Source organism: Candidatus Babela massiliensis, assembly GCF_000513475.1.
Lineage (GTDB): Bacteria > Babelota > Babeliae > Babelales > Babelaceae > Babela > Babela massiliensis.
Window position 1 is genome coordinate 457422 of record NC_023003.1, and the last position, 24112, is coordinate 481533.

Here is a 24112-nt window from a genome sequence, read left to right on the forward strand (position 1 = left end):
TCCTAAATTAGGAGCCTTTTTTTAATTACTTCAAACTTATCTTGAAGACGTATTAATTTGAGCAAAATGAGGATGTTCAGCTCCTGCATATACTTTCAATTTTTTTAATAATTTAGCAGCTAATTTATTTTTTGGAAGCATTCTTTTAACTGCTAATTCCATTATTTCTCTAGGATTTTTAGCAAGCAATTCTTGAGCAGTAGTATATTTCTTGTTACCTATATATCCTGTATATCTTTCATAAACCTTTTGCTTAAATTTATTGCCAGTAAAAACTAAATCTTGAGCATTAATTACTACTATATAATCACCAGCATCAGCATGATGAGTAAAAATAGATTTATCTTTACCTCTTAAAGCATCTGCTATATGAGTTGCTAGACGGCCAACAATTTTACCTTTAGCATCAATTAAACGCCATTTTGGCTTAGAGTCTTCTTTACGTAAAAAAAACGTTTTGTTCATATCCATGGTTAAACCTTAATTAAAACTTATGCACTATCTTTATTTTGCTTGATTTTTATGATACTATAATTTTATATTAAAAAAATATTATTGTAAAGATAGGTCAATTTTTAATTATTTTATTTATAAGATAAATTTATGCAAAGTATATGGTTAAATACATGGTTAGTAATAATACCAGCAGTTATAGTTCTTGGTACTGCAATTATTACAAGAAAAGTTATATTATCATTAATTATGGGCATTTTAAGTGCAAGTCTTATAGCCGTAAACTTTTCTCCAATTAAAGCCGTAGGTCTAATTACAAAGAGACTATTAGATCAAACTCATTTAAAAAATCTATTTCTACAAAATCAATCACCTACACATCTATATACTTTTGGATTTTTAATATGCTTAGGCATCATTATATCCTTAATAACTATAACAGGTGGTGTTTCTGCTTATAGTAAATTAATAGAGCCTAAATTAAAAAACAAAAAAAATGTTGAAACGACTTCTTTAATTTTATCATCCATGTTATTTCTGGATGACTACCTCAACAGTTTAATAGTAGGATGTGTAATAAGACCCTTAACTGATAAGTTTAAGATCCCCAGAGCTAAACTTGCTTTTCTTTTAGATGCGCTTAGCGCTCCTCTTTGTGTTTTATTTCCAGCTTCTAGTTGGACCGCTCTTATATTAACCGAACTAAAAACTTCAGGTATAAGTTCAGACATTACAAGCAGTACGCTACTAATATCAGATGTATTTAAAGCATATTTAAATTCCATATTATTTATGTTTTACCCAATAATATTAATAGCAAATGTGTGGTTAATCGTAAGACGGCAATTATCTTTTGGGCCTATGAAAGATCAAGAAGAAATAGCAGAAAAGTCTGGTAATTTATTTAATAACAAAGAACCTATAGAAGTCAAATTAGAAAGCTGCAAAAGTACAGGTAGTATATGGGATTTTATAATACCCATTTTCTCATTTTTATCTTTTACTATAATATTTCTTCTTTACTTAGGCAATTGGTCTATTTATTCACCAATAAAAACTTTCTTCAATGCTATACTCAATACAAATCCACTCTTAGCATTATTTATCGCCAGCATATTATCTTTAACTATAAGCATTTTGTATCTTATTCTCAATAAGAAAATTTCATCAAATGAACTAATTCAAGCTATTCAAGGTGGATTTAATCTCATGAAAAATTCACTAATAGTTCTATTATTAGCTTGGACTTTAGGTTCTATTTTAGAACAAGATTTACAAACTGGTCAATATCTAGCAAACTTACTAATTCAAACGATTCCAGCATTATTATTACCAGCAATGATATTTATTTCCTCTATAATTATATCTGCTAGTACAGGATCTGCTTGGGGAACTATTGCCATTATGATGCCTTTATCAATACCAGCAACAGTTACCTTTACTAATCTACCAATACCTATTTTAATAGATCAAGCTCCGTTAATATATCCTGTTATAGGCGCATTAATTTCAGGAGCTATTGCAGGAGGCCATATTTCACCCATATCAGATTCAACAGTAATGGCCGCAACTAGTGCAGGATCTTATCATATAGATCATCTTATTACGCAACTTGCTTATGTTATACCTGCAATAATATCATCTATGTTGTCTTTAACAATAACTGGTATCATTACCAAACATTATCATATAGATAAAAATTTAATAGCGTTAATAAGTTTAGTATCAGGCATAATATTTAGTAGTCTAATAATTATTTTATCTTCAAAAATTAGATATAAAAAAAGATAGCCTTTTTTACAGGCTATCTTAAAAATTGAATATAATAATTTTAATTAATCATCGTACTCTTCATCTTGATCGTCAAGACCTTGAGCCATAAGTTCCTCTACTTGATTAGCTTCTTTAGGCAATTGCTCACTTAAGCACACTAATCCATCAGGAGATAACCAATAATTATCTTCTATTCTTATACCTATATTTTCTTCAGGAATATAAATACCAGGTTCTATAGTAAATACATCTCCTTCTTGTAAAGGTTCTAAAGTATTACCAACATCATGAACATCCATACCAAGAAAATGTCCTATGCCGTGAGTAAAATATTTACCATAACCCTTTTTATCTAAAAATTTGTAAGCTAGATGTTGAAGAGATTTATTTTCTTCATCTTTATTACAAATCCAATAACCTGGTTTTGCCAAATCTTCTATATATTTCTGAGTATCTAAAACAATATTATATAGCTCTTTCTGGCGTTTAGTAAACATACCTGAAGCAGGATAAGTTCGCGTAATATCAGCACAATAGTAATTCATTTCTGCGCCTATATCTACCACAACTAAATCATTATTGTTAATCTTGCTAGAATTTGAATTATAATGCAAAATCAACCCATTCTTACCACTAGCCACTATTGATGGAAAGGCTGGTCTGGCACCGGTTTGGCTAAAAATAAATTCTATACCAGCTTGAACTTCATACTCATACTTATCATCACCAATAATTCTAGCCGCCATATCATGAGCCGCTATAGTGCAATTTACAGCATCATATATCTTTTCTGCTTCTTCTAAACTTTTTTTACGCCTCATTTTAGCAACTATATCAGAAATATCTATTATATTTTCTTTAAATTCAGGCATAATATTAGACAGTTGATCAATAACCAGACATTGATCTGTAGATTTACTATAAACGGTAAAAATTGAATAACCTTGCGATATATAATTTTTCAATTCTTCAATAAAATTATCATATTGTTCTTTATGACAAACAGGACCAACACTATAGCCTTTGCATGCTTGTCCCAAACATTTAATATCTTTAATTTTAAAACGTTCTAAAGTCTTTTGATTAAAATCAGACAATACTGATTCAGTCCACTTTGCTTTAGTTTCTTTATATTTTGGCATATAAATCACCTGAGATCCTAAAAGATCTAGCGATAAAATTATACCAGGTTCTTCTAAACCAGAGTAATAATAAAAATTACTATTCTGCCTAAACTTATAGCGCTCATTTTCAAAACTAGAAAATAATAATATTAAGCCCTTTTTATTAGGATAGTTGCTTTTTACTTGTTTAATTAATCTTTCTCTTCTACTACTATATAGAGATAATTCTGATTTTTCGTTCATATTTAGCCTTAACATTTATTATAAATTTTAAAAAGGACGTCTTTCAGAAAGTGCTTTAGATACAGTCAACCGATCCATAGACTCTAAAACCGATCCTACTGGCAATCCTCTTGCAACACAAGAAACTTTTATAGCATCATTCTTTATTTTAGAAGCAATGTAAGAAGCAGTAGCTTCGCCTTCAGGAGTTTGATTTAGAGCTAAAATTACCTCTTTGCAATCATGATTAATTCTATTAATCAGCTGATTAATAGTCAAATCTTGAGGGCTAATACCATCTAAAGGACAAATAGCACCTCCAAGAACGTGATACTGTCCCTGGTAAGCTCCTGTTTTTTCTATAGCTATTAAATCTCGCCAAGTTTCTACTACACAAATAATATCTTTATTTCTCTTATGCGATACACAATAACTACAATCTTTATTTACTTCTTTCCATACAAAGCAAATTGTACATTTCTCGGTATTTTGCTTTAAGCTTTTTAAAATATTACAAAACTGTTCTACATCTTGATCTTTAAGATCTAAAAAATATTGTGCAACTAAATACAAATTTTTAGAAGCAAGATAAGGAATCTTTTGTAACTGCTTCAAGAACAGTAACAGAACCTGATTATTTTCTATCATATTTTAAACTTTCTTTGAAGATAAGTTTGAAGAACTCCAAGCAAAGTACTTACAGCTATATAAAGTGCTAATCCTGCTGAAAAGTTAGAGCTTAGCGCGGCTACTACAACAGCCATTAATAATACAACTAATCTTTGTTGAGCATTGGAATTAGTTTGAGAAGTTTGTAACGCTATACCTAACCCTACCAATACAGGCAATACATAATAAGGATCTTTAGATGATAAATCAGGAATCCATAGAAATGGGGTCTTATAAAGTTCAATAGCATTATTTAATACTTTACTCAACCCAATAAATAAGGGTATTTGTACAAACATTGGTAAAATTCCAAGAAATCCTACACCATGTTTTTTTAATATCTCTAATCTTTCTCTAGCTAATGTTTCGGGATCATGTTTATAAGCTTGCTCAATATATTTTAACTTCTTTTGCATTTCTATACTTTTACGTCTATTAGATTCACCTTTAAAAGTAAATGGTAAAAGAAATAATCTGCTTAATATAGTTATGATTATAATAGCTACTCCATAACTCTTAAATATACTATAAATAAAGTTAAGCAAATATAATAAAGGTTTTGCTATAAAAGAAAACCATCCATATTCAAGGAGATCATTTAATTTATTATCTACCTGAGAAAAATACTTAAGTTCTTTAGGCCCACAGTAAAAAGATAATTTCCATGTCTTCTTATCATTAATATAAGCACTTTCATATATCGATGAAGCTTTATTAGTTCCTTCTATTTTAAAATAAGCACGTTTTGTAAAGTTATCACTATCTTTAATTAAAGCATTTACAAAATAATGATCTTCAAGTCCAAATAAAGAAGGACTCTCTTTTCCAAATCTCTCTAAATCTTTTAATTGACGCTTTTCCAAAGCATTACCTTCGGAGTAAAATACCGCTTTATTAATATCGTTACTATCTGCATCATTTACTAAAGGTCCCGGTAGAAATATTCTTGCTCTTAAATGAGAATTATTCTTAGGTTCTATAGTTAATATCATATCTATTTGAGGAACAAAATCATTTATCACAAACTGCTTTATAACAGTTGCTACATCAGACTTAGCTTCATAAGTTAAAATATTTAAATTATTCTCTTTCTTACTATCTATAAGATTATAATAATATGGTGTACTTCCAAGACCATTCAATGCAACTAAAAATCCTCCTCTTTCTTTTAAAGATTCTGGAACCATAGTCTCTATAATGTCTTCTTTTGAATCCAATTTACGAATATAAGCTAAACGCTTAATAACTGCTCCATTACTAGAAAAATCTAGCTCTCCATAAGAAGTTACAACCTTGGTTATTTTTTCTTCTGTTTCTTTGTCTAAATTATGTTCTTTAGAATCATAAAAATCTACATCTAAATCAAGCGGTTCAGCAATTTGTTGTGATGCAGGCGCTACAAAACTTCTATTTAAAGTATTACAGGTTTCCTGCTGATTTTCCGGCTTTGTAAAGAAATATTGCAATCCCCATGTTACAGTCAATGCTAGCGCAACTGGAAATAAAAAATCTTTAAGTTTCATCATAAAATATCCTCACTTTAATGTTAAAATTATTAATAGACTTTTAATTATTTTTATAAATAAATAGAAATAATTTTTTCTATTTATTTATTAGAATTTATTATCATAATAAGAAAAATATAACATATAATCAAAGTTTATGCTAGTTACTGCAAAAGTACCTGCTTTAAAATATTTATAAAAATTTCTAAATTATAAAACGATACCCTTTTGATTCTTAAAAAAATAGTTTATACTAAAATTAACAACATGCATAATTTAAAATATAAAAAATAAGTTATTGACAAATATAACAAATATTTGTTATGCTAATAATAGCAAATAGGATAAAATTACAGAAAAGGAATATAAAGAAAGGATTTTATAATGAAAAAAGCTTTACTTTCATTATTATTGGTTATCTCAGGAACCGCTTCTACTCAAGCTAGTGTATTTGGGTTGTTAGGTTCTACATTTAGAACAGTCGGTGGTGTAGTAACAGGAACCTTTGATATGGCAACTGAAACAGTAGGAATAGTAATTCCGGGCGTAGATAGAGAAGATAGAGAAGCAATGCAATGTTGCTGCAACTAAGAAGAAATAAATAATAGTGGTATTTTTATACCACTATTATTTATTTTAATGATATGAAATCACAATACCTTTATAATGCTTAAAATTTTAATTAAATAAATATTCATAATTAATCAGTAGCGTCAAACTTAAATACTGCTCATATTTCAAGTACTAGTCGTATAAATATATATTATTGATTTATATAATTTTTATTAAGTTCAAAAATCTGTTGATCATTACCAACTTTTAATATCATAATATGCTTAATATTGCAAATACGCAATAAAAAAAATTATTATTAAAATAATAGAGTAATATTTAGTATATTGGAGGTTAAAAATGAGAAAAAAATTATATTTACTAGCAATAGTAGTAATGTGCATAACGTCAAATTTAAATGCTAGCAAATTTGGTACAGGGTTTGGAACCGGTGCTCTTACTGGATTTGCATCAGGAATAATAACCACTAAATTGATGCAAAGAAATAAACCACAATATGTATACGTACAAACAGCACCTCAACAACCAAATTATTCAAATATAAGAGAAAGAGAATTAGAATTGAGATTAATACAAGAAAGGCGTGCACTTTTGCAAGAGGAAAACAGAAGAGCACAAATAAATTCAATTCAATATAGAGCTAGATAAATAAAGTATAAAAAATTAGGAGGTTTAATCTCCTAATTTTTTATTACGAATTCTTATACGTTTGCTTGATTCTTTTTTTGCTGTTCGCGTTGTTCTTTTTGTTCTTTGGTTAGAACTTTTTCTTGAACTCTTGCAGCTTTGCCAATACGATCTCTCATATAGTAAAGCTTAGCTCTGCGAACTTTACCTCTACGAACGAATGAAATAGATTCGATAATAGGTGAATAAAAAGGGAAAATACGTTCAACAGCTACCGAATTAGCTCCTATTTTTCTTATTGTAAAAGTACTAGCAATACCTTTTTCATGTTTTGCAATAACATCGCCTTCAAATATCTGTATTCTTTCTTTATCGCCTTCTTTGATACGTTGAGCAACTTTAATCGCATCACCTATATTAAACTTATCAAAATTGCGGTCTTGCATACCAATTTGCAAAATAGTTTCTTTTGTGTATTTTTTTGCCTTCATTTTATTCCTTAAGTTACTTAAGTCAATTAACTCAATTTATTAATTTAAATTTATTTTTGTATATTTTTTGGATTAATACCAAACCAACGATCAAAAATTATAGCAGCTGCTGATCTTACTGATAAATGATTATAAGAAGAAAATCCTTTTATAGGTTCAAGCAAGTAATCACATGAATTAATAATATAAGAACTCAACCCTCTAGCAGTACCTAAGACAAATAATACTGGTTTATGTTGAGACCATACCTCATCTTGATCATAGTAAGTTATTGCTTTTGCTTTATTTTCGACTTCCTTGGATTTTGCAGTAGTAGCAATTAATACAGGTTCTTTGCCTTCTATTTCAATTATTTTAGTTATTACTTCTTCAAGACTCGAGATTAAAATAACGTTTTTAATAGCCTCATGCCTAGTAATATTATAGCTAATTCCTGATTCTTCTAACCAAAAGTTAAGTAGTTTTCTAATTATCTTTTGTTGATCCAATAATGGTGTAACAATAAAATATTTTTTTAATCCAAAAGTACAAGCAGACCTAGCTATATCATGAACATCTAAAGAAGTAACAGAACTAGTCCCTACTCTATCAGATTCTACTAAAACATGATCATGCATTAACACTATATAATGAGAAGGAAGTTTATTCTTAACTTCTTGAATATCTTCATAATTTAAAATATGGCTTCTAAGCCAATTAAAATTATTATATATTGTTTTTTCAATTGCTTTTGATCTCTGCCAATTAAATATCTCTTTATGATTACCGGATCTAACTATATCCGGCACTTTAAAGCCTTTCCATATTACAGGCAAAGTATAAGAAGGATGATCAAAAAAAGGTCCCGAGAATGATTCATTTGCTATAGATTCTTGATTTGAAACAACCTCTGGTAAAAGTCTTGTTAACCCTTCAATGAGAACCATAGCAGGTAAATCTCCTCCCATTAGGACATAATCTCCTATAGATATAATCAAATCAGCATAATATTCTTCTACTCTTGAATCCATACCTTCATATCTGGCGGGTAATAACATTAAATGTTGTTTTTGATGTATTTTAGATGCAAGATCTTTTAAAAGATTTTGATCCAATTTTTTACCTTGAGGAGAAAAAAATATTTTGTAAGAACTTTTATAAATTTTTTCTTGTTCTTCTATAGCCTTTTCTATAATCTCAGGTCTTAATAACATACCTGAATTATGCCCAAAAACAGGACTATCTATTCTAGTTTTTGGCAAAGCATACTCAAATAAATTTTTTACATTGAGTTTCATAACTCCTTTTTGAGTAGCACGTCCGATTAAACTAGTTTTAGAAAATTCTTTATAAAGCTCAGGAAACAGAGTTAAAATAGATATGATCATTATATATTAAATATTTGCTAATTACTGTTTTATTGAGCTATAGTATCTACAACTAAATCTCTTTTTGATTCTTGATCTACAACATTAATAATAGTTCTTAATGCTCTGAAGGTTCTTCCTTCCTTGCCTATAACTTTTGCAAGATCTTGAGGGGCAACACGAACTTCTATAATACTTTTACCTTTGGTTTCAACTTCAGTTATGGTAACAACCTCGGGTTTATCAACCAAGTTAAGAACAAAAAATTTTATAAGCTTTTCGAGCATATTAAACTCACTTTAAATTTAAGCAGCAGTTTTCTTATAAAGCTTTTCTAATCTTTTTACTGCATCACTAACTATAGCACCCTTAGATACCCATTCTTGAACACGATCTGGATTAAACTGTATCAATTTACCTTCTACTGGATCATAAGTTCCTAAGATATCCAAAGCAGCACCATCTCTCTTTTTCCTTGAATCTATCGCAATAATACGATAAAAAGGTGTATTTGTCTTGCCCACACGAGTAAGTCTTATCTTAACTGCCATATAGTCCTTTCATAAAACTATTTAATATTTTTATAAATAATTATTAATTTCTACTGAATTTTTTTAAAGTTTTAATAAATTGCTTGCTTTGCTCAAATCTATCAAGCAATAGATTTATTTCATTAACCGTAACACCTGCACCTTTTGCTATACGATTTTTTCTTGAGTTATCCAAAATTTTAGGTAGTTCTCTCTCTTTTGGAGTCATAGAACTTATAATAGCCTTAAACTTTCTAATTTCTCTTTCACCACGTTCTAATTGTTCTTGAGATACGTTAAGAGATCCCATCCCTGGTAAATATTTAATTAACTTAGAAATAGAACCTAATTTATTTACCATATCGATTTGTTGAGCAAAATCCTCTAAAGTCAAATTACCCTTTGATATAGACCTATACATAGCCTCTTGGTCTGATGCTTTTATCTTTTCTTGAGCTTTTTCGATTAATCCCGATATATCGCCCATACCTATAATTCTACTTGCTACCCTATCAGCTCTAAAGCTTTCAAGATCATCTAATTTCTCTCCAGTGGCAACAAATAAAATAGGTTTTTTCAAAACATATTTAAAAGCAAAAGCTAATCCTGCTCTTGTATCACTATCCATCTTAGTCAGAATAACGCCATTAAATCCTACATTACCTTCAAAAGATTGAGCTACTTTTAAAGACTCTTGACCAGTCATTGCATCTATAACTAAGAATTTATACTTAGGCTTAATACTTGAATCTATTTTCTTTAGTTCATTAAGCATATCATTATCAACATGCAAGCGACCTGCTGTATCTAAAAACAAAATATCACATTGTTGATTTTGCGCATACTTATGAATATCTATGGCAGCTAGAACTGGATTTGTTTCAGAAGATCTATAAAAAAGAACTCCTGCTTGTTTAGATAGTATTTCTAATTGATCTACAGCGGCAGGTCTATAAAAATCAACTGAAGCTAATAAAATTTTACGTTTTTTACCCTTTTTCTCAGCCAAATTATTTACATAAGTTGCAAGTTTTGCAATAGTTGTAGTTTTACCTGCTCCCTGAAGACCCATGACCATTACGGTAGATGGTATATCAAAGACAAAGTTAACCTGACTAGCAGATCCACCAAGAAATTCTAAAATTTTGTCATGAACGATTTTTACAAATTGCTCAGAAGGCTTTAACGATGCAAAAATTCTTTGACCTATAGCCTCTTTTTTAATTTTTTGAATAAAATCTTGAACTACATCATAAGGAACATCAGCTTCAAGTAAAGCCTCATTAACTTTTAACAAAATATCATCGATATTTTTTTCGGTTAACTTATCTTGTCCTGTAAGCTTAGAAAATATTGAAGAAAACTTTTTTGATAAAAAATCAAACATAATTACTTAATTTAGCTAAATTATTTTAGATTAATATTAAACACTTACTACTAATATACCATAAATTTAAAAAATAGGAAAAAATTTGTTATATTTTATTTAAAATAATTATTAAACAATATAAGGCTATTTATGAAAAATATACAAAAACCTACTATCATTCATCCAAAAACACTTTTAATAGGTATTATAGCACCCTACAATACCACTAAAAATATAGAATCTTATTATGAAGAGTTTATAAGTCTAGTTGAATCAAACGGTATAGAATACGACAATACTTACTTCACACGCTTAAGAGAAATAGATTCTGCCTATTTTGTTACAAAAGGCAAACTGGAAGAGTTAATTAAAATATGTCAAGAAGAAGACATAGAAGAAGTAATATTTTCCGAAAGTTTAAATGGACAACAAGAACGAAATTTAAGCAAAGCTTTAAACTGCAAAGTCTTTGATAGAACACAATTAATTTTAGAAATATTTGAAAAAGGAGCTCATTCAGCTGAAGGTAAATTACAAGTTGAACTTGCCATGCTACAACATAAAAAAACTAGAGTTGCTGGCCGCGGCATTCATATGTCTCAACAATCAGGAAGAATAGGAGTTCGAGGACCTGGTGAAACGGCTAAAGAAAAAGAATTACAACATATAGATCGTAGAATATCTAAATTAAGATCAGAATTATCAGATTTAGAAAAGCATAGACAAACTCAAAGACAAAGTAGACTGGAATCTAAAATACCATTAATCTGCTTAGTAGGATATACTAATGCTGGCAAATCAACTATATTAAATACTTTAACCAAAAGTAATGTACTTGCTGAAAATAAATTGTTTGCCACCCTTGATACGACTACACGAGAACTTTATATAGACCATGAAAAAAAAGGTTTAATATCTGATACGGTAGGATTCATACAGCAAATACCTCATAAATTAATCGAAGCTTTTAAATCTACATTAACAGAATTACAATATGCTCATTTGTTACTATTAGTAGTAGATGTCTCAGATTTAAATTGGGAATCCGAAATAGCAGTAGTGTTAGAAGTCTTAAAAGAAATAGAAATTGAAAAACCTATATTATATGTATTTAATAAAATAGATAAAATAGAAAATAAAGAAATATTTCAATTTTCTGTAAGAAACTATCAACCTCATATACTAATATCCGCCACATCTAAAGAAGGCATACAACCTTTAATAGACTTCTTAAGAAATTGGTATCCTGCAAATTATTAATGTTCAGCCCAATATACTTTTTGCCAAAATCAATTAAATAATATATTATTAAAATTATCTACTAATTAAGCAAAAAATCCACACGAGAAAATTCGTGTGGAACAAATTTAATAACAATTAAGAAACTGCTAATATTTTTAATAATCGATAAATTTAATTTAGTAAATAACTTAATTGTATCTAAAATCTAACAGGATTATGGAAAATCAAAAAAATTCATTTAATAATTTCTTTAAAGACTTTTTAAATCAAGAGCAACAAAAAGCTATTTCACCTAAAAACGGAGTACTATTAGTTCATGCAGGGGCTGGCTCTGGCAAAACTAGAGTAATAACAAGTAGGATAGCCTCCTTAATCATTAATCATAGCGTTGATCCTGAAAGCATATTAGCATTAACATTTACTAATAAAGCAGCTAAAGAAATGAAGGAAAGAGTAAAAAACTTTTTACAAGAAAATACTAAACTGCCTTATGTAGGCACTTTCCATTCATACTGTCTGAGATTACTTAAAAGCAGCAAATATTTCAGTAAATCAAATTTTTCTTTCTCTTTAATAGATGAAGATGATCAAAATAAAATTATCAAGGGATTAATACAAAAACATAATCTTGATAAAAAAATAACCGCAAAACAAGTTTTATCTTTTATTTCAAAAATAAAAAACGAAACTCATAATCCAGAGACATCATCAGCATTTTTATTGGCAAACAACATTTTTCAAGAACTTTATCATATGTATGAAAAAGAGAAAAGCATATCTAATTGCTTAGATTTTGATGATTTACTTATTAAAAGTTACCGTTTATTTGAAGAAAATCCTGAATTTAAAGCAGAATTTCAGCAAAAAATAAGACATATTTTAGTTGATGAATATCAAGATACAAATCAAATTCAACATTTAATATTAAAAACAATGTGTCTAAATAAAGCATCTGAAAATGGCGATTTTGCAATTGATTCTCTTTGCGCAGTAGGTGATGAAGATCAATCGATTTACTCCTGGCGTGGAGCAACTGTAAGTAATATGCTTAACTTCAAAAAAGATTTCAAGAATACAGTTTCTATAACTTTAGAACAAAACTATCGTTCAGTTCAACCTATTTTAGATACAGCAAACAGTGTTATTCAAAATAATAAATATAGAAATATAAAAAATCTATGGTCTGATAAACAAGCAAATGATAGAATAAGAGTTATTCAATGTGCCTCTGGATATCAAGAAGGACAAGCAATTTCACTATTTTTAAAAGAATTAACTAGCATAACGAATGATTTTAATACTTCCAATGCAATATTATATCGCTCTCATTTTCAATCAAGAGCAATAGAAGAAGCACTTATAAGATTTTCTATTCCTTATAAAATAATAGGAGGAATACAGTTTTATGATCGCCAAGAAATTAAAGACATAATAGCATATTTAAGATTAATATTAAATCCATTTGATAGATTAGCATTTTTAAGAATAATTAATACCCCAACTAGAGGTTTAGGACCAAAATTTGAAGAGGATTATTTAAATCAATGGGACGAGCAACCCTTTTTAAATTTTAAAGAAATAGCTCAAAACTTTATTGAAAATAATCAATTGACTAAAAATAAACTAGATCAGTTAAAATCATTTCTAGAAATATTTAATGATTTATCAGATCAAGATAAAGCTAGTAATATAATAACACAAATCATAAGCCGAACTAATTACTTTAGCTATCTAGATCAAAATTTTGAAAAAGAAGATTCTCAAAGCAAGAAAGATAATATTAAAGAGTTAATTAATAGTGCTATATTCTTTGAAAAAAATAATAGTAGTTTTTCTGTTAAAGAATTTTTGGAAGAAATATCTTTATTACAAGAGCTTATAAACTCTAATAACTCAAATAATACACAAGTATACTTGATGACCTTTCATGCAGCAAAAGGTCTTGAATTTGATAATGTAATGATTTCTGGGGTAGAAGAGGGAATCCTACCAAGTAGTCATTCAACTTATATACATGAATCATTAGAAGAAGAGAGAAGACTTATGTATGTAGGCATTACAAGAGCAAGAGAACGATTATTAATATCATATACTATGCACCGAACTATATATGGTCAAATATCAAATCAAAAGCCATCTAGATTTATAAATGAATTACCTGATATATATATCAAGAAAGACGATTGCTCTAAATGGCCTTACGATAATTTTAAGTACTATTTCCAAAATTGGATCAATAATAAAAAATATAATTATAATTTTGACCAATCTTATACTATAGATTCTGTTGTAAATAAGCCTAGCACAAGTAGTTGGATGATAAAACAAAAAGTAGAACATAAAGTATTTGGTATAGGCACTATTGAAAAAATAGAAAATAATGCTCTTAACACATATTTAACAATAAAATTTAATAATGCAATAAAAAAAATAGACGCTAAATTCTTAAAATCTATTTAATTATTTAGAAATCCAATTTAGCTGCCATAGGTTTTTTATTAATATTCAAATCATTAGAATCAGATAGCAATAAATCTATATCAGTACATTTATTAATAACTAAAGTCTTACCAATAATTTTACCATTAGAAAGCTGTACTCCGTCACCTGGTAATATGTAATAACCTTTTTTAGTTTTTATAATCTGATAAAATATATTTCTAATGCTTAAGTTATTATCAAGATAAGGCCCTTGCCATTTATCTCTATATTTAATACTCATAGGTCCTACAATATTACTCATAAAACTTTTAACATTTAAAAAATCAATAATATTTTTCTTATATCTAAATGCTATTATTTTACACTCTTTATTTATTGTATAAAAAATATCTTTTAAAGTTTGAATATGTTGAGCTATAAGCTCGTCATTCTTTATTAATTCAGGATTTTGAGACATATTAACATACGCTGCTAATGGCTTACCTTCGCTCAATAAATACTTAGGATCTTTCATTAAATTTTCAATATCAGTATATTTATTAATATTTAAAGTTTTATTAATGATCTGTTCATTGGAAAGAGAAACTCCATCACCTGGAAGAATATAATAACCATCCTTTGCCCTTATGATTTGATACTCTCTGCCTTCTATAGTTAAATTCTCATCTAAATAAGGACCTTGCCAATTATTCGGCTCTCTCAATAACATGGAACCCAGTAATGAACCAGAAAACTCCTTAACCGTTAAAAAATTTATACTTTCTTTTTTGTTTTTAAACTCTAGAATTTTACAAGTCTGATTAATTTGATTGAAAATATCACTTAACTGGCTAATATCTTGAGCAATCTGTCTATCTCCTATTCTTTTAGCTTGAAAAACAAAATAACGTGTTACTGCTACTATTACTACTAAAGATATGATAGCTAATAATAATTGAATCCACCATTTATTAGAGCTTTCTTTTGCTAACATACTACTCTCCAAATAAAATTAGAAATTTATAAAATTAATAATAATCGATCTTCATTGCAGTTTTTACTTCTTTTAAAGTTTTTTCGCCTATGCTTTGTGCTTTTTCGCTACCCTCTTTAAGTATACTTAATACATAGTCAGGATTTTGCTCAAATTCCTTACGTCTGATTCTAATAGGCTCCAAAAAATTATTTAAAATGTCGGTTAACCGCTTTTTAAGAACCATATCTCCAAGACCACCCTTTTTGTAATGCTCTTTTAACATCTCAACTTCTTCAGAATTTTTATCAAAAACATCCAAATAAGCAAATACAGTATTACCTTCAACCTTTCCAGGGTCACTAACATGAATATGTTCTGGATCGGTATACATGCTTTTTACTTTTTTAGCAACTATATCAGCACTATCACTTAAAAATATAGCATTACCAAGAGATTTACTCATCTTTGCTTTACCATCAATACCAGGTAATCTAGCAAATTTAGGCACTAAAGCCTTAACTTCAACCAAAACTTGAGTATTATAAATTCTGTTAAAACTTCTTACTATTTCATTAGTTTGCTCAATCATAGGCAATTGATCTTGGCCTACAGGAACAAGTTCAGCTTTAACAAATGTAATATCAGCCGCTTGGCTAACAGGATATACAAAAAATCCTGCGGGTAAATTATCATTAAAACCCTTTTGCTGAATTTCTGACTTTAAAGTAGGGTTTCTCTTTAATCTATTAACTGTGACTAAATTTAAATAAAAAATAGTTAGCTCCGCAATAGATGGTATAGCTGATTGTATAAAAATAGTTGTCTTATTAGGATCTATACCAACCGCTAAATAATCACACGCAACTTCAAAAACACTATCTCTTACCTTGGTAGGGTTATTAAAATTATCAGTCAGCGCTTGAACATCAGCAATCATTACATATTGCTGATTATTTTCTTGTAAAAGCAAACGATTTTCAAGCGACCCAACATAATGCCCTAAATGTAAAGGGCCGGTAGGTCTATCGCCAGTTAATACAATTTTTCCTTTATTCATTTTATCCCTTAAATTAAAAACTTACCAAATTATTTTTATAAGAATAATTATAATAAGAATGATAATTTTTATCTATTTACTTACCCTATAGTATAAAAATTGAGAAATAATTGAAAATTATATATAATTAAAATTTATTGAAAAGAAATTTATAAAACCAAAGTTCTAAAGCATTATGACCAAGGCCATTTTTAATATCAAAATCTATTTTATATAAATTTTGATATGCTTTACATAAAAATTCATAATCATAAGCAGACCAACTTTTATTCATAAAACTAAATGGCAGCTTAGAAGCATATTTTTTAGCGTTAAATATACCTAATTTATTAGCCCTAAGAACAAAAAGAGCCGCTTGCCAAATTTGATCAGACCAAAAAGCAATCCAAAATTCATAAGGATATTCAAGTTTATATTTTAACCATAGTTCAAAAAAATTCTTATTCTGCTTATCAAAAAAATACTGACTAAACATAAAAAGAGATTTTTCAGTAGGCCTTAACTTTGTAAGCCAATTATCAAAAAATATCTCGCTTTTATTTGGTAAAATAACTTGATAATTCATAATAGTCAAAGATAAATCCAATGACAAAGTTTTAGAACTATCAAATAATCTTTTAACTGCTAATTTATTTCTAGAGTAATTAGAATAAAAAAAATCATAAAATTCACTATAAACTTCCACATCAATAGACGAAGGAACTTCAAAAATTAAAAATTTATCACTAACAATATTAGATTCTATTGTATCAAAAATAAAAATTTTATTAGGTCCATCATAATTCAAAAAATAGTTATATAATTCATTTTTTAAATTTACCTCTAGATCATAAAAATCTTTAATAAAATAAATAAATTCTTGACCTAAAAAACTTGTCTGTAGCTTTAAGCTCAATTGAGAGAGATCTAAATTTGCTAAACTTAATAATATAACTTGATTGGGCAAATGAAATTTTAATTTACTAAATAATTTTGACACAAAAATAGAAGAATAACTTTCAAATTTAAGTAAGATAATATTTTTACTTAAATTTGGTAAATCATTAAACGCTTTGGTAAATTGTGATAAAAATTTTGATGACATAGATATAATGCTCTAAGAAACAAAGAGGAAGTACCAATTATTTTTATCGGTATTTCCTCAACATAAAACTAATTATAATAAACTTAAGATAATTTTAAACGTATACGTCCAGTTACATTATCATAATCTACAACTTCTACTTTTAAAATATCATCTACTTTTAGCTTATCTTTATAATCAACTTTTAAATCTTTTGGCATATTAGAGATATGTAATAAACCATCCTGACCCGGCACTATTTCAATAAAGGCGCCAAAATCAGTTATCTTTTTTACTTTACCTTCGTATTTCATGCCTGGCTCAATAAGACCAGCTAAAGTTTTTATCCACATTATAGCTTGATCTAACTTTTCTCCAGGATGGCCAAAGATCTTAACTAATCCATCTTCTTCTATATCAATAGTAGTATCAGTTTTTTCTATGACCTCTTTGATAAATTTACCAGAAGGTCCTATCACTGAACCTATTCTTTCTTTAGGAATTTTAAAACTAACAATATGAGGAACTAGATGAGAAAGATTAGCATTAGGAGATGTCATAACTTTTTGCATTTCACCTAATATATGAAGACGTCCAGTTCTAGCTTGTTGAAGTGCCTGCTCAAATACATCTCTTGATAAACCGCCCTTATACTTAATATCCATCTGTACCGCAGTGATACCTTGATCAGTACCGGCAACTTTAAAATCCATAAGTCCAAAAGCATCTTCTATTCCAGCTATATCACTTAAGACCTTAAATTCACCATTATCATTAGAAATAAGACCCATAGCAATTCCACTAACCATAGAAGATATAGGAACTCCAGCATTCATTAAAGCCATAGTAGAACCACAAACTGTAGCCATAGATGTAGAACCATCAGAAGATAAAATATCTGTAACAATTCTTATAGTATAAGGAAACTTTTCAGCATTTGGTAATATATACTTAAACGATGAAGCTGCTAAATGTCCATGACCAATCTCACGTCTACCAGGTCCTCGCAAAGGCTTAACTTCACCAACTGAATAAGGTAGAAAGTTATAATGTAACATGAATGTTTTTTCCAATGTATCTTGAACTACATCTTCCACTTTCTGCTCATCTTGACCACCACCTAAAGTAACACTTACTAAAGCTTGTGTATTGCCTCTTTTAAATACAGCAGACCCATGATTAAACGGTAATAATCCTACTTCAATGCTTATATCTCTAACTCTATCAAAGGACCTATTATCTAATCTATGATTTTTTACAAACATTTGATTAGTAAGCTTATTTTTCAAGACATCATCAAAAATATATTCTACAAATGTTAAGGATATATCAAGTTGCTCAATTTCGCTTTTTAACGATTCTAAGAATTGGTTTTTAAGCGATTTAAATGCTTTTGACCTAGTTGCTTTATCTGCAATAAATAAAAGATCAAGTTTGTCTTGAGTTAAAAATTTATCTACATGATTTTTCCATAAAGACCAATCAAATGCATCAACAATTTCTTCTTTTTCTCTAGCAACTTCTTTAGCAATTTCTCTTTGCCAGGCAACTTGTTTCTTTATAACTTCATGAGCAATAAAAAGTACATCTATAAATTCCGATTCTACTACATGATCCATACGACCTTCAACCATGTTAATACCTTCATCAGTTCCAGCTACAGTAATTTTAGCATCTGATCTAAGGGTATCCTGATAAGAAGGATCGATAACCCATTTACCATCAATTCTATGCATCTCTACAGCACCAATAGGACCTAGAAAAGGAATTTTAGATGTAACTAACGCAATAGATGTAGCTATTAACGATAAAGTATATGGTAAATGCTTTTTATCAACCGAATAAACAGTAGATAAAGATTGTATTTGATTAAAATAATTTTCTGGAAATAATGGTCTTATTGCACGATCAATTAATCGGCTTACCAAAACTTCTTTATCAGTAGGCTTACTTTCTCTTTTAAAGTAGCCGCCTGGAATCTTGCCAGCGGCAGCCCAATGTTCTTTGTAATCTGTAGTTAAAGGCAAAAATCCAGGAAATTCGGATGAGGCAGCAGATACAACCGTAGACAGCACAACTGTACCACCTTGCTCAAACCATGCCGCTCCATCTGCTTGATTAGCAAATTTACCTATTGTAACTTCGTAACCAAACTCTGGAAGCCTAAATTTTTTTTCCATTAGTTAAAACCTAAACTTAACAAAATCTAAAAATATTACTTACGTAGTCCTAAACGGCCTAAAATTTCTTTATATTTAAGCGGATTATGACGTGCTATATAACTTAAAAATCGGCGTCTTCTGCCAACAAGTAACATAAGACCTCTCTTTGAAGAGTAATCTTTAGAATTAGATTTAAAATGACTATTTAATTTATTAATTCTATCAGTAAGTAAAGCAATTTGTACTTCGATAGATCCTGTATCACCTTCATGCTTCTTAAAATTAGCAATTATTTGACTTTTTGTGTTTTCTTGCATTTAAAAAACTCCTAAAAATTTTTACACTTTTATAAATTGGTAGGCGTAAGCGGATTTGAACCGCTGACCCCTGCTACGTCAAAGCAGTGCTCTACCGCTGAGCTATACGCCTTAATTAAAGTTTTAAATATCTTTAATTATTATTTTATTAATACTTTATTAATATTGCAACTGATTATCTTTTTCCAAATATTTTTTTCTAAAAGATTTTATTCCAGTTCCTGCAGGTATTAATTTTCCTATAATAACATTTTCCTTAAGTCCATAAAGATGATCAACTTGTCCTGATATTGCAGCTTCTGCTAATATTCTAGTAGTTTCTTGGAAAGAAGCAGACGATATAAAGCTTTCAGTTCCTAAAGAAGATAATGTTATACCCATTAAAATAGGTTTTCCAATAGCTGGTTTCTTGCCTTCTGTTATCAGTGCTTCATTAACAGTTTTAAAGTGTATTTTATCTACACGATCACCGATAAGGAAATCAGTATCTCCTGGATCAACCACACGAACTTTACGAAGCATTTGCCTAACAATAAGTTCTATATGCCTATCATTAATATCAATACCTTGCAACCTATAAATCTCTTGAATTTGATCTAAAAGATATTTCTGTAGATATTCAGACCCCAATATTTTTAATATATCATGTAGTACTGGTGTTCCAGTTGTCAATTTATCACCTGCATTAACTTTATCACCATTTGCTACATTCAACTGTTTAGACCTTGGGATAAAGTAATCATGAGACTCATCGGCATTAATAATGCTAATCTTACGTCGTCCGCTTTGCAAGCCTCCAAAAGCAATTTCACCATCAATATCAGCTAAAATTGCAGGCTCTTTAGGCATTCTTGCTTCAAATAACTCAGCAATTTTAGGTAACCCACCTGTAATATCTTTTGTTCTTGAAGCTTCACGAGGAGTTTTTACTAGTATATCACCAACATTAACTTTTTGTCTATTATTTACCATTAAATAAGCATTAACCGGTAAATAGTAAAGAGCTAATTCTTCTCCTTGATCACTTTCAATCGCTATAGCTGGCTGATACCTATCGCCTTTATGTTCAAGAATAAATTTACTTGATTTATTGGTCGCTTCGTCAAATCGCTCTTGAATAGTAACATTTTCAATTAAATCGATAAATTTAATTCTACCTGTACGCTCTGTTAATATAACCTTACTATTAACATCCCACTCAGCAAGTCTAGTTCCTACTTTGACTTTTTGACCATCTTGAACCAATAATATAGATCCATATTCAAGCTCATTGCGTTGAAGTTCTCTACCATCATCTGCAAGTATTACAAGTTTAGCTTTTCTGCTTAAAACAATAGTTTGGCCATCTTTATTCTCAATTGCTCTTAAATTGCGTAACTTAACCGTTCCATCATATTTAGCAACATAATAAGATTGTTCAGAAACGTTTGCTGTACCTCCAACGTGGAAAGTTCTCATAGTAAGCTGTGTACCTGGCTCCCCAATCGATTGAGCAGCTATTATACCAACTGTAGCTCCTACATCAGCAATTTCAGCTTTAGATAAATCATAACCATAACATAGCGCACAAATACCTCTTTTTGCCTGACAGACTAAAGGCGAGCGAACTAATATCTTAGATACGGCAGAGTCATTTATTTTTGCTATATCATCTCTACCGACAGTTTCACCTTGCTTTAAGATAATCTCTCCAGTTATTGGATCCTTAATATCTTGAGCAACAACTCTTCCGTATGAACGTTGAGACAAGGAATAAAGAACATCTCCCGCTTCTTTAAGGTCTTCTAATTCAACGTACCCTAAAGTTTTACAATCCTGCATGCTAACAACCACATCTTGAGCAACGTCAACTAATCTTCTAGTCAAGTAACCTGAGTTTGCTGTTTTTAGAGCAGTATCTGCTTGACCTTTACGAGCACCATGAGTTGAAATAAAGTACTCAAAAACACTTAATCCATGCTTAAAGTTATTTTTTACAGGAGTTTCCATAATCTCGCCTGACGGCTTAGCCATCAAACCTCTCATACCTGAAAGCTGCTTAACTTGATCTTTAGTACCTTTAGCACCTGACTCTAACATCATATATATAGAGTTAAATGGCTTGAACTGTTTATCTTCGTTTAAATAAGCTTCTTTATCTTGGGCTACCATCTCTTTGGTCATTTGGCTAGCTACATCTATATTTGCCTGGTTCCAGATACTTATAACTTTATTATAGCGTTCACCATTTGTAATAACACCATCTTTATAAAGTTGTTCAACTTTTTGAACTTCTTTTTCAGCCTTTGAAACAATAGTATCTTTGTTATCAGGAACTATTAAATTATGAATAGCAAAAGATACACCCGCCATAGTGGAATTATAAAAACCAAGTTTTTTGATTTTATCTAAGCATTTAACAGTTTCTTCTGGACCAAAGCGATAATATACTCTTTCAAGTAATTTACCTAAATCACCTTTTGTCATAACCTTATTAACCCAATTTAACTCAGATCCTTCAGGTAAAGCATCATATAGCAATACTCTTCCAACGGTAGTTTCAACTATATCTTTAGAATTTAATCTTAATTTAATACGAGCATGAAGATCCACTTGACCTAATTGATAAGCAGAAATAATCTCTAAGATATTTGAAAATACTATATTTTCGCCCTTGCTATTAAATCTAACTTTAGTAATATAATATAACCCTAAAACCATATCTTGAGATGGAACAGAAACAGGTCTACCGTTTGCAGCAGAAAGAACACTTTTTGAAGATAAGATTAAGTTTTTACATTCTTCTTTTGCATTTTTACTCAACGGTATATGTACTGCCATCTGGTCTCCATCAAAGTCAGCATTAAATGCACTACACACTAACGGATGAACTTTTATAGCCTTACCATCAACCAAGATAGGATAAAAAGCTTGTATACCTAATCTATGCAGTGTTGGTGCACGGTTAAGAAGAACTGGATATCCTTTTACTATTTCTTCAAGAACGTCCCACACCTCTGGATCTGATTCTTCCACCATACGTTTGGCTACTCTTAAATTAGGAGCATATTCACGCTCAAGTAATCCAGCATACACATGAGATTTAAATAGTTCCAAAGCCATAATCTTAGGCAATCCACATTGATCTATTTTTAATTCTGGATCAACTACAATTACGGATCTACCAGAATAATCAACACGCTTACCAAGTAAATTTTGTCTAAATCTACCTTGTTTACCTCTTAACATCTCGCTAAGAGATTTTAATTGTCGGCGATTAGGTCCCCTTACAGGTTGACCACGACGTCCATTATCTATAAGAGCATCAACTGACTCTTGAAGCATACGCTTTTCGTTTTTAATAATTACTGAAGGCGCTTCAATTTCAATTAATCTTTGTAATCTAATATTTCTATTGATTACACGTCTATATAGTTCATTTAAATCAGAACTTGCAAATCTACCGCCTTCTAAAGGTACTAATGGTCTTAAATCAGGAGGTAGAACTGGCAGCACACTTAAGATCATCCATTCTGGTCTTAAATTCCCTTGAATTAGATTAGAAAAAACTTTAATTCTTCGCATCATTTTATGTCTTACTGCTACAGAAGTTGTTTTTTCATATTCTATTTGAAGAGCTTTAACTACATCATGAAGATCCATATCGCTTAAAGCGTCTTTAATAGCTTTAGCTCCAGTCTCTGCTACAAAATCATGATCATCAGGACGTATATCTAAATAATTTTCATAGTCTACTGAACTTAGTAAAGTCTTAACTGGATAAGGAGATCGTCCTTGCTTAATGACTAAATAAGCATCAAAGTAAATAACACGCTCAAGGTCCTTAATAGACATATCCATAATTAAACTTAAATAACTAGGAATACCTTTTAAATACCATATATGAGAAACAGGAGCAACTAATTCAATATGTCCCATACGTTCTCTTCTGACTCGTGATTGAATTACTTCAACACCACATTTTTCACAAGTAATACCTCTATGCTTCATGCGTTTATATTTACCGCAATTACATTCCCAGTCTTTTACAGGTCCAAATATTCTTGCACAGAAAAGCCCGTCTCTTTCAGGCTTTAATGTACGATAATTTATAGTTTCTATTTTCTTAACTTCACCATATGAAAGTGAACGTATCTTTTCAGGAGAAGCAAGACCTATTTTAATAGAATTAAATTGTGTAGTATTAATATAT

The 24112-nt window shown here is 29.6% G+C and carries 20 protein-coding genes and 1 tRNA gene; 5 read left to right on the plus strand and 16 right to left on the minus strand.

What is annotated here, in order from left to right; all coding sequences use genetic code 11:
• Positions 1-36: 36 nt before the first annotated feature.
• Entirely contained in the window at positions 37-465 is a 429-nt protein-coding gene (rplM, locus tag BABL1_RS02080) for a 50S ribosomal protein L13 (RefSeq protein ID WP_044601261.1), read from the minus strand.
• A 138-nt stretch (positions 466-603) separates the two neighbouring features.
• Here rplM and BABL1_RS02085 point away from each other — a divergent pair, with 138 nt between their 5' ends.
• Positions 604-2244 carry a Na+/H+ antiporter NhaC family protein gene (locus tag BABL1_RS02085; protein ID WP_023791779.1) on the plus strand — a complete coding sequence of 547 codons (1641 nt, stop codon included), beginning with the start codon at positions 604-606 and terminating at the stop codon, positions 2242-2244.
• Positions 2245-2288: 44 nt separating this feature from the next.
• On the opposite strand, the gene BABL1_RS05240 is transcribed toward BABL1_RS02085, so the two are convergent.
• The 3 genes from BABL1_RS05240 to yidC are packed head-to-tail and all read right to left on the minus strand — an operon-like array spanning position 2289 to position 5767.
• Positions 2289-3593, minus strand: coding sequence for an aminopeptidase P N-terminal domain-containing protein (locus BABL1_RS05240; RefSeq protein WP_023791782.1), 1305 nt, complete (start codon positions 3591-3593; stop codon positions 2289-2291).
• Between the two features lie 27 nt (positions 3594-3620).
• On the minus strand, positions 3621-4220 hold the full coding sequence (gene recR / locus BABL1_RS02095; RefSeq protein WP_023791785.1) for a recombination mediator RecR: 600 nt from the start codon (positions 4218-4220) through the stop codon (positions 3621-3623).
• A complete protein-coding gene (gene yidC, locus BABL1_RS05245; protein ID WP_023791787.1) occupies positions 4217-5767 on the minus strand; it encodes a membrane protein insertase YidC in 1551 nt (516 codons plus the stop codon). Before yidC ends, recR begins: the two co-directional genes overlap by 4 nt.
• A gap of 363 nt (positions 5768-6130) precedes the next feature.
• Here yidC and BABL1_RS02105 point away from each other — a divergent pair, with 363 nt between their 5' ends.
• A complete protein-coding gene (locus BABL1_RS02105) occupies positions 6131-6337 on the plus strand; it encodes a hypothetical protein (protein WP_023791790.1) in 207 nt (68 codons plus the stop codon).
• A 321-nt stretch (positions 6338-6658) separates the two neighbouring features.
• Positions 6659-6967, plus strand: coding sequence for a hypothetical protein (locus tag BABL1_RS02110; protein WP_023791791.1), 309 nt, complete (start codon positions 6659-6661; stop codon positions 6965-6967).
• A 53-nt stretch (positions 6968-7020) separates the two neighbouring features.
• Here the strand turns inward: BABL1_RS02110 and rplS are convergent, their stop codons facing one another.
• The 5 genes from rplS to ffh form a co-directional block, all read right to left on the minus strand.
• Positions 7021-7392: a 50S ribosomal protein L19 gene (rplS, locus tag BABL1_RS02115; protein WP_044601264.1), complete on the minus strand. Its 372-nt coding sequence runs from the start codon at positions 7390-7392 to the stop codon at positions 7021-7023.
• Positions 7393-7487: 95 nt separating this feature from the next.
• A complete protein-coding gene (gene trmD, locus BABL1_RS02120) occupies positions 7488-8804 on the minus strand; it encodes a tRNA (guanosine(37)-N1)-methyltransferase TrmD (protein ID WP_023791795.1) in 1317 nt (438 codons plus the stop codon).
• 29 nt (positions 8805-8833) lie between these two features.
• A complete protein-coding gene (locus BABL1_RS02125) occupies positions 8834-9070 on the minus strand; it encodes a KH domain-containing protein (protein ID WP_023791797.1) in 237 nt (78 codons plus the stop codon).
• An 18-nt stretch (positions 9071-9088) separates the two neighbouring features.
• Positions 9089-9334 (minus strand): 30S ribosomal protein S16, encoded by a 246-nt coding sequence (gene rpsP / locus BABL1_RS02130; protein ID WP_023791799.1) that lies wholly within the window; start codon positions 9332-9334, stop codon positions 9089-9091.
• Between the two features lie 43 nt (positions 9335-9377).
• Positions 9378-10700: a signal recognition particle protein gene (gene ffh, locus BABL1_RS02135; protein ID WP_023791802.1), complete on the minus strand. Its 1323-nt coding sequence runs from the start codon at positions 10698-10700 to the stop codon at positions 9378-9380.
• A 132-nt stretch (positions 10701-10832) separates the two neighbouring features.
• Here ffh and hflX point away from each other — a divergent pair, with 132 nt between their 5' ends.
• Both hflX and BABL1_RS02145 read left to right on the plus strand, forming a co-directional pair.
• Positions 10833-11942 carry a GTPase HflX gene (gene hflX, locus BABL1_RS02140; RefSeq protein ID WP_023791804.1) on the plus strand — a complete coding sequence of 370 codons (1110 nt, stop codon included), beginning with the start codon at positions 10833-10835 and terminating at the stop codon, positions 11940-11942.
• A 198-nt stretch (positions 11943-12140) separates the two neighbouring features.
• Complete coding sequence (locus BABL1_RS02145; protein WP_023791806.1) at positions 12141-14384, plus strand: ATP-dependent helicase; 2244 nt, start codon at positions 12141-12143, stop codon at positions 14382-14384.
• 4 nt (positions 14385-14388) lie between these two features.
• Here BABL1_RS02145 and BABL1_RS02150 read toward each other — a convergent pair whose 3' ends face one another.
• From BABL1_RS02150 to rpoC, 7 genes are all read right to left on the minus strand, one after another.
• The gene (locus BABL1_RS02150) at positions 14389-15339 is read right to left on the minus strand and encodes a hypothetical protein (protein ID WP_023791808.1); all 951 of its coding nucleotides are present in this window, start codon (positions 15337-15339) and stop codon (positions 14389-14391) included.
• A gap of 34 nt (positions 15340-15373) precedes the next feature.
• Complete coding sequence (gene trpS / locus BABL1_RS02155) at positions 15374-16378, minus strand: tryptophan--tRNA ligase (protein WP_023791810.1); 1005 nt, start codon at positions 16376-16378, stop codon at positions 15374-15376.
• A gap of 127 nt (positions 16379-16505) precedes the next feature.
• Complete coding sequence (locus tag BABL1_RS02160) at positions 16506-17462, minus strand: hypothetical protein (RefSeq protein WP_023791813.1); 957 nt, start codon at positions 17460-17462, stop codon at positions 16506-16508.
• Positions 17463-17545: 83 nt separating this feature from the next.
• The gene (gene pnp / locus BABL1_RS02165; RefSeq protein WP_023791816.1) at positions 17546-19621 is read right to left on the minus strand and encodes a polyribonucleotide nucleotidyltransferase; all 2076 of its coding nucleotides are present in this window, start codon (positions 19619-19621) and stop codon (positions 17546-17548) included.
• A 35-nt stretch (positions 19622-19656) separates the two neighbouring features.
• Positions 19657-19920 carry a 30S ribosomal protein S15 gene (rpsO, locus tag BABL1_RS02170; protein WP_023791820.1) on the minus strand — a complete coding sequence of 88 codons (264 nt, stop codon included), beginning with the start codon at positions 19918-19920 and terminating at the stop codon, positions 19657-19659.
• A 37-nt stretch (positions 19921-19957) separates the two neighbouring features.
• A tRNA-Val gene (locus tag BABL1_RS02175) sits at positions 19958-20032 on the minus strand.
• A gap of 47 nt (positions 20033-20079) precedes the next feature.
• Entirely contained in the window at positions 20080-24108 is a 4029-nt protein-coding gene (rpoC, locus tag BABL1_RS02180) for a DNA-directed RNA polymerase subunit beta' (protein ID WP_419480822.1), read from the minus strand.
• Between the last annotated feature and the right edge of the window lie 4 nt (positions 24109-24112).

Bases quoted from the DNA above. Each gene is read 5' to 3' on its own strand.
- trpS (WP_023791810.1), bottom strand. From the start codon at position 16,378: ATGAATAAAGGAAAAATTGTATTAACTGGCGATAGACCTACCGGCCCT.
- BABL1_RS02145 (WP_023791806.1), top strand. From the start codon at position 12,141: ATGGAAAATCAAAAAAATTCATTTAATAATTTCTTTAAAGACTTTTTA.
- BABL1_RS02110 (WP_023791791.1), top strand. From the start codon at position 6,659: ATGAGAAAAAAATTATATTTACTAGCAATAGTAGTAATGTGCATAACG.
- BABL1_RS02105 (WP_023791790.1), top strand. From the start codon at position 6,131: ATGAAAAAAGCTTTACTTTCATTATTATTGGTTATCTCAGGAACCGCT.
- BABL1_RS02160 (WP_023791813.1), bottom strand. From the start codon at position 17,462: ATGTCATCAAAATTTTTATCACAATTTACCAAAGCGTTTAATGATTTA.
- BABL1_RS02150 (WP_023791808.1), bottom strand. From the start codon at position 15,339: ATGTTAGCAAAAGAAAGCTCTAATAAATGGTGGATTCAATTATTATTA.
- ffh (WP_023791802.1), bottom strand. From the start codon at position 10,700: ATGTTTGATTTTTTATCAAAAAAGTTTTCTTCAATATTTTCTAAGCTT.
- rplM (WP_044601261.1), bottom strand. From the start codon at position 465: ATGAACAAAACGTTTTTTTTACGTAAAGAAGACTCTAAGCCAAAATGG.
- hflX (WP_023791804.1), top strand. From the start codon at position 10,833: ATGAAAAATATACAAAAACCTACTATCATTCATCCAAAAACACTTTTA.
- rpsO (WP_023791820.1), bottom strand. From the start codon at position 19,920: ATGCAAGAAAACACAAAAAGTCAAATAATTGCTAATTTTAAGAAGCAT.
- yidC (WP_023791787.1), bottom strand. From the start codon at position 5,767: ATGATGAAACTTAAAGATTTTTTATTTCCAGTTGCGCTAGCATTGACT.
- trmD (WP_023791795.1), bottom strand. From the start codon at position 8,804: ATGATCATATCTATTTTAACTCTGTTTCCTGAGCTTTATAAAGAATTT.
- recR (WP_023791785.1), bottom strand. From the start codon at position 4,220: ATGATAGAAAATAATCAGGTTCTGTTACTGTTCTTGAAGCAGTTACAA.
- BABL1_RS05240 (WP_023791782.1), bottom strand. From the start codon at position 3,593: ATGAACGAAAAATCAGAATTATCTCTATATAGTAGTAGAAGAGAAAGA.
- rplS (WP_044601264.1), bottom strand. From the start codon at position 7,392: ATGCAAGACCGCAATTTTGATAAGTTTAATATAGGTGATGCGATTAAA.
- pnp (WP_023791816.1), bottom strand. From the start codon at position 19,621: ATGGAAAAAAAATTTAGGCTTCCAGAGTTTGGTTACGAAGTTACAATA.
- BABL1_RS02125 (WP_023791797.1), bottom strand. From the start codon at position 9,070: ATGCTCGAAAAGCTTATAAAATTTTTTGTTCTTAACTTGGTTGATAAA.
- BABL1_RS02085 (WP_023791779.1), top strand. From the start codon at position 604: ATGCAAAGTATATGGTTAAATACATGGTTAGTAATAATACCAGCAGTT.
- rpsP (WP_023791799.1), bottom strand. From the start codon at position 9,334: ATGGCAGTTAAGATAAGACTTACTCGTGTGGGCAAGACAAATACACCT.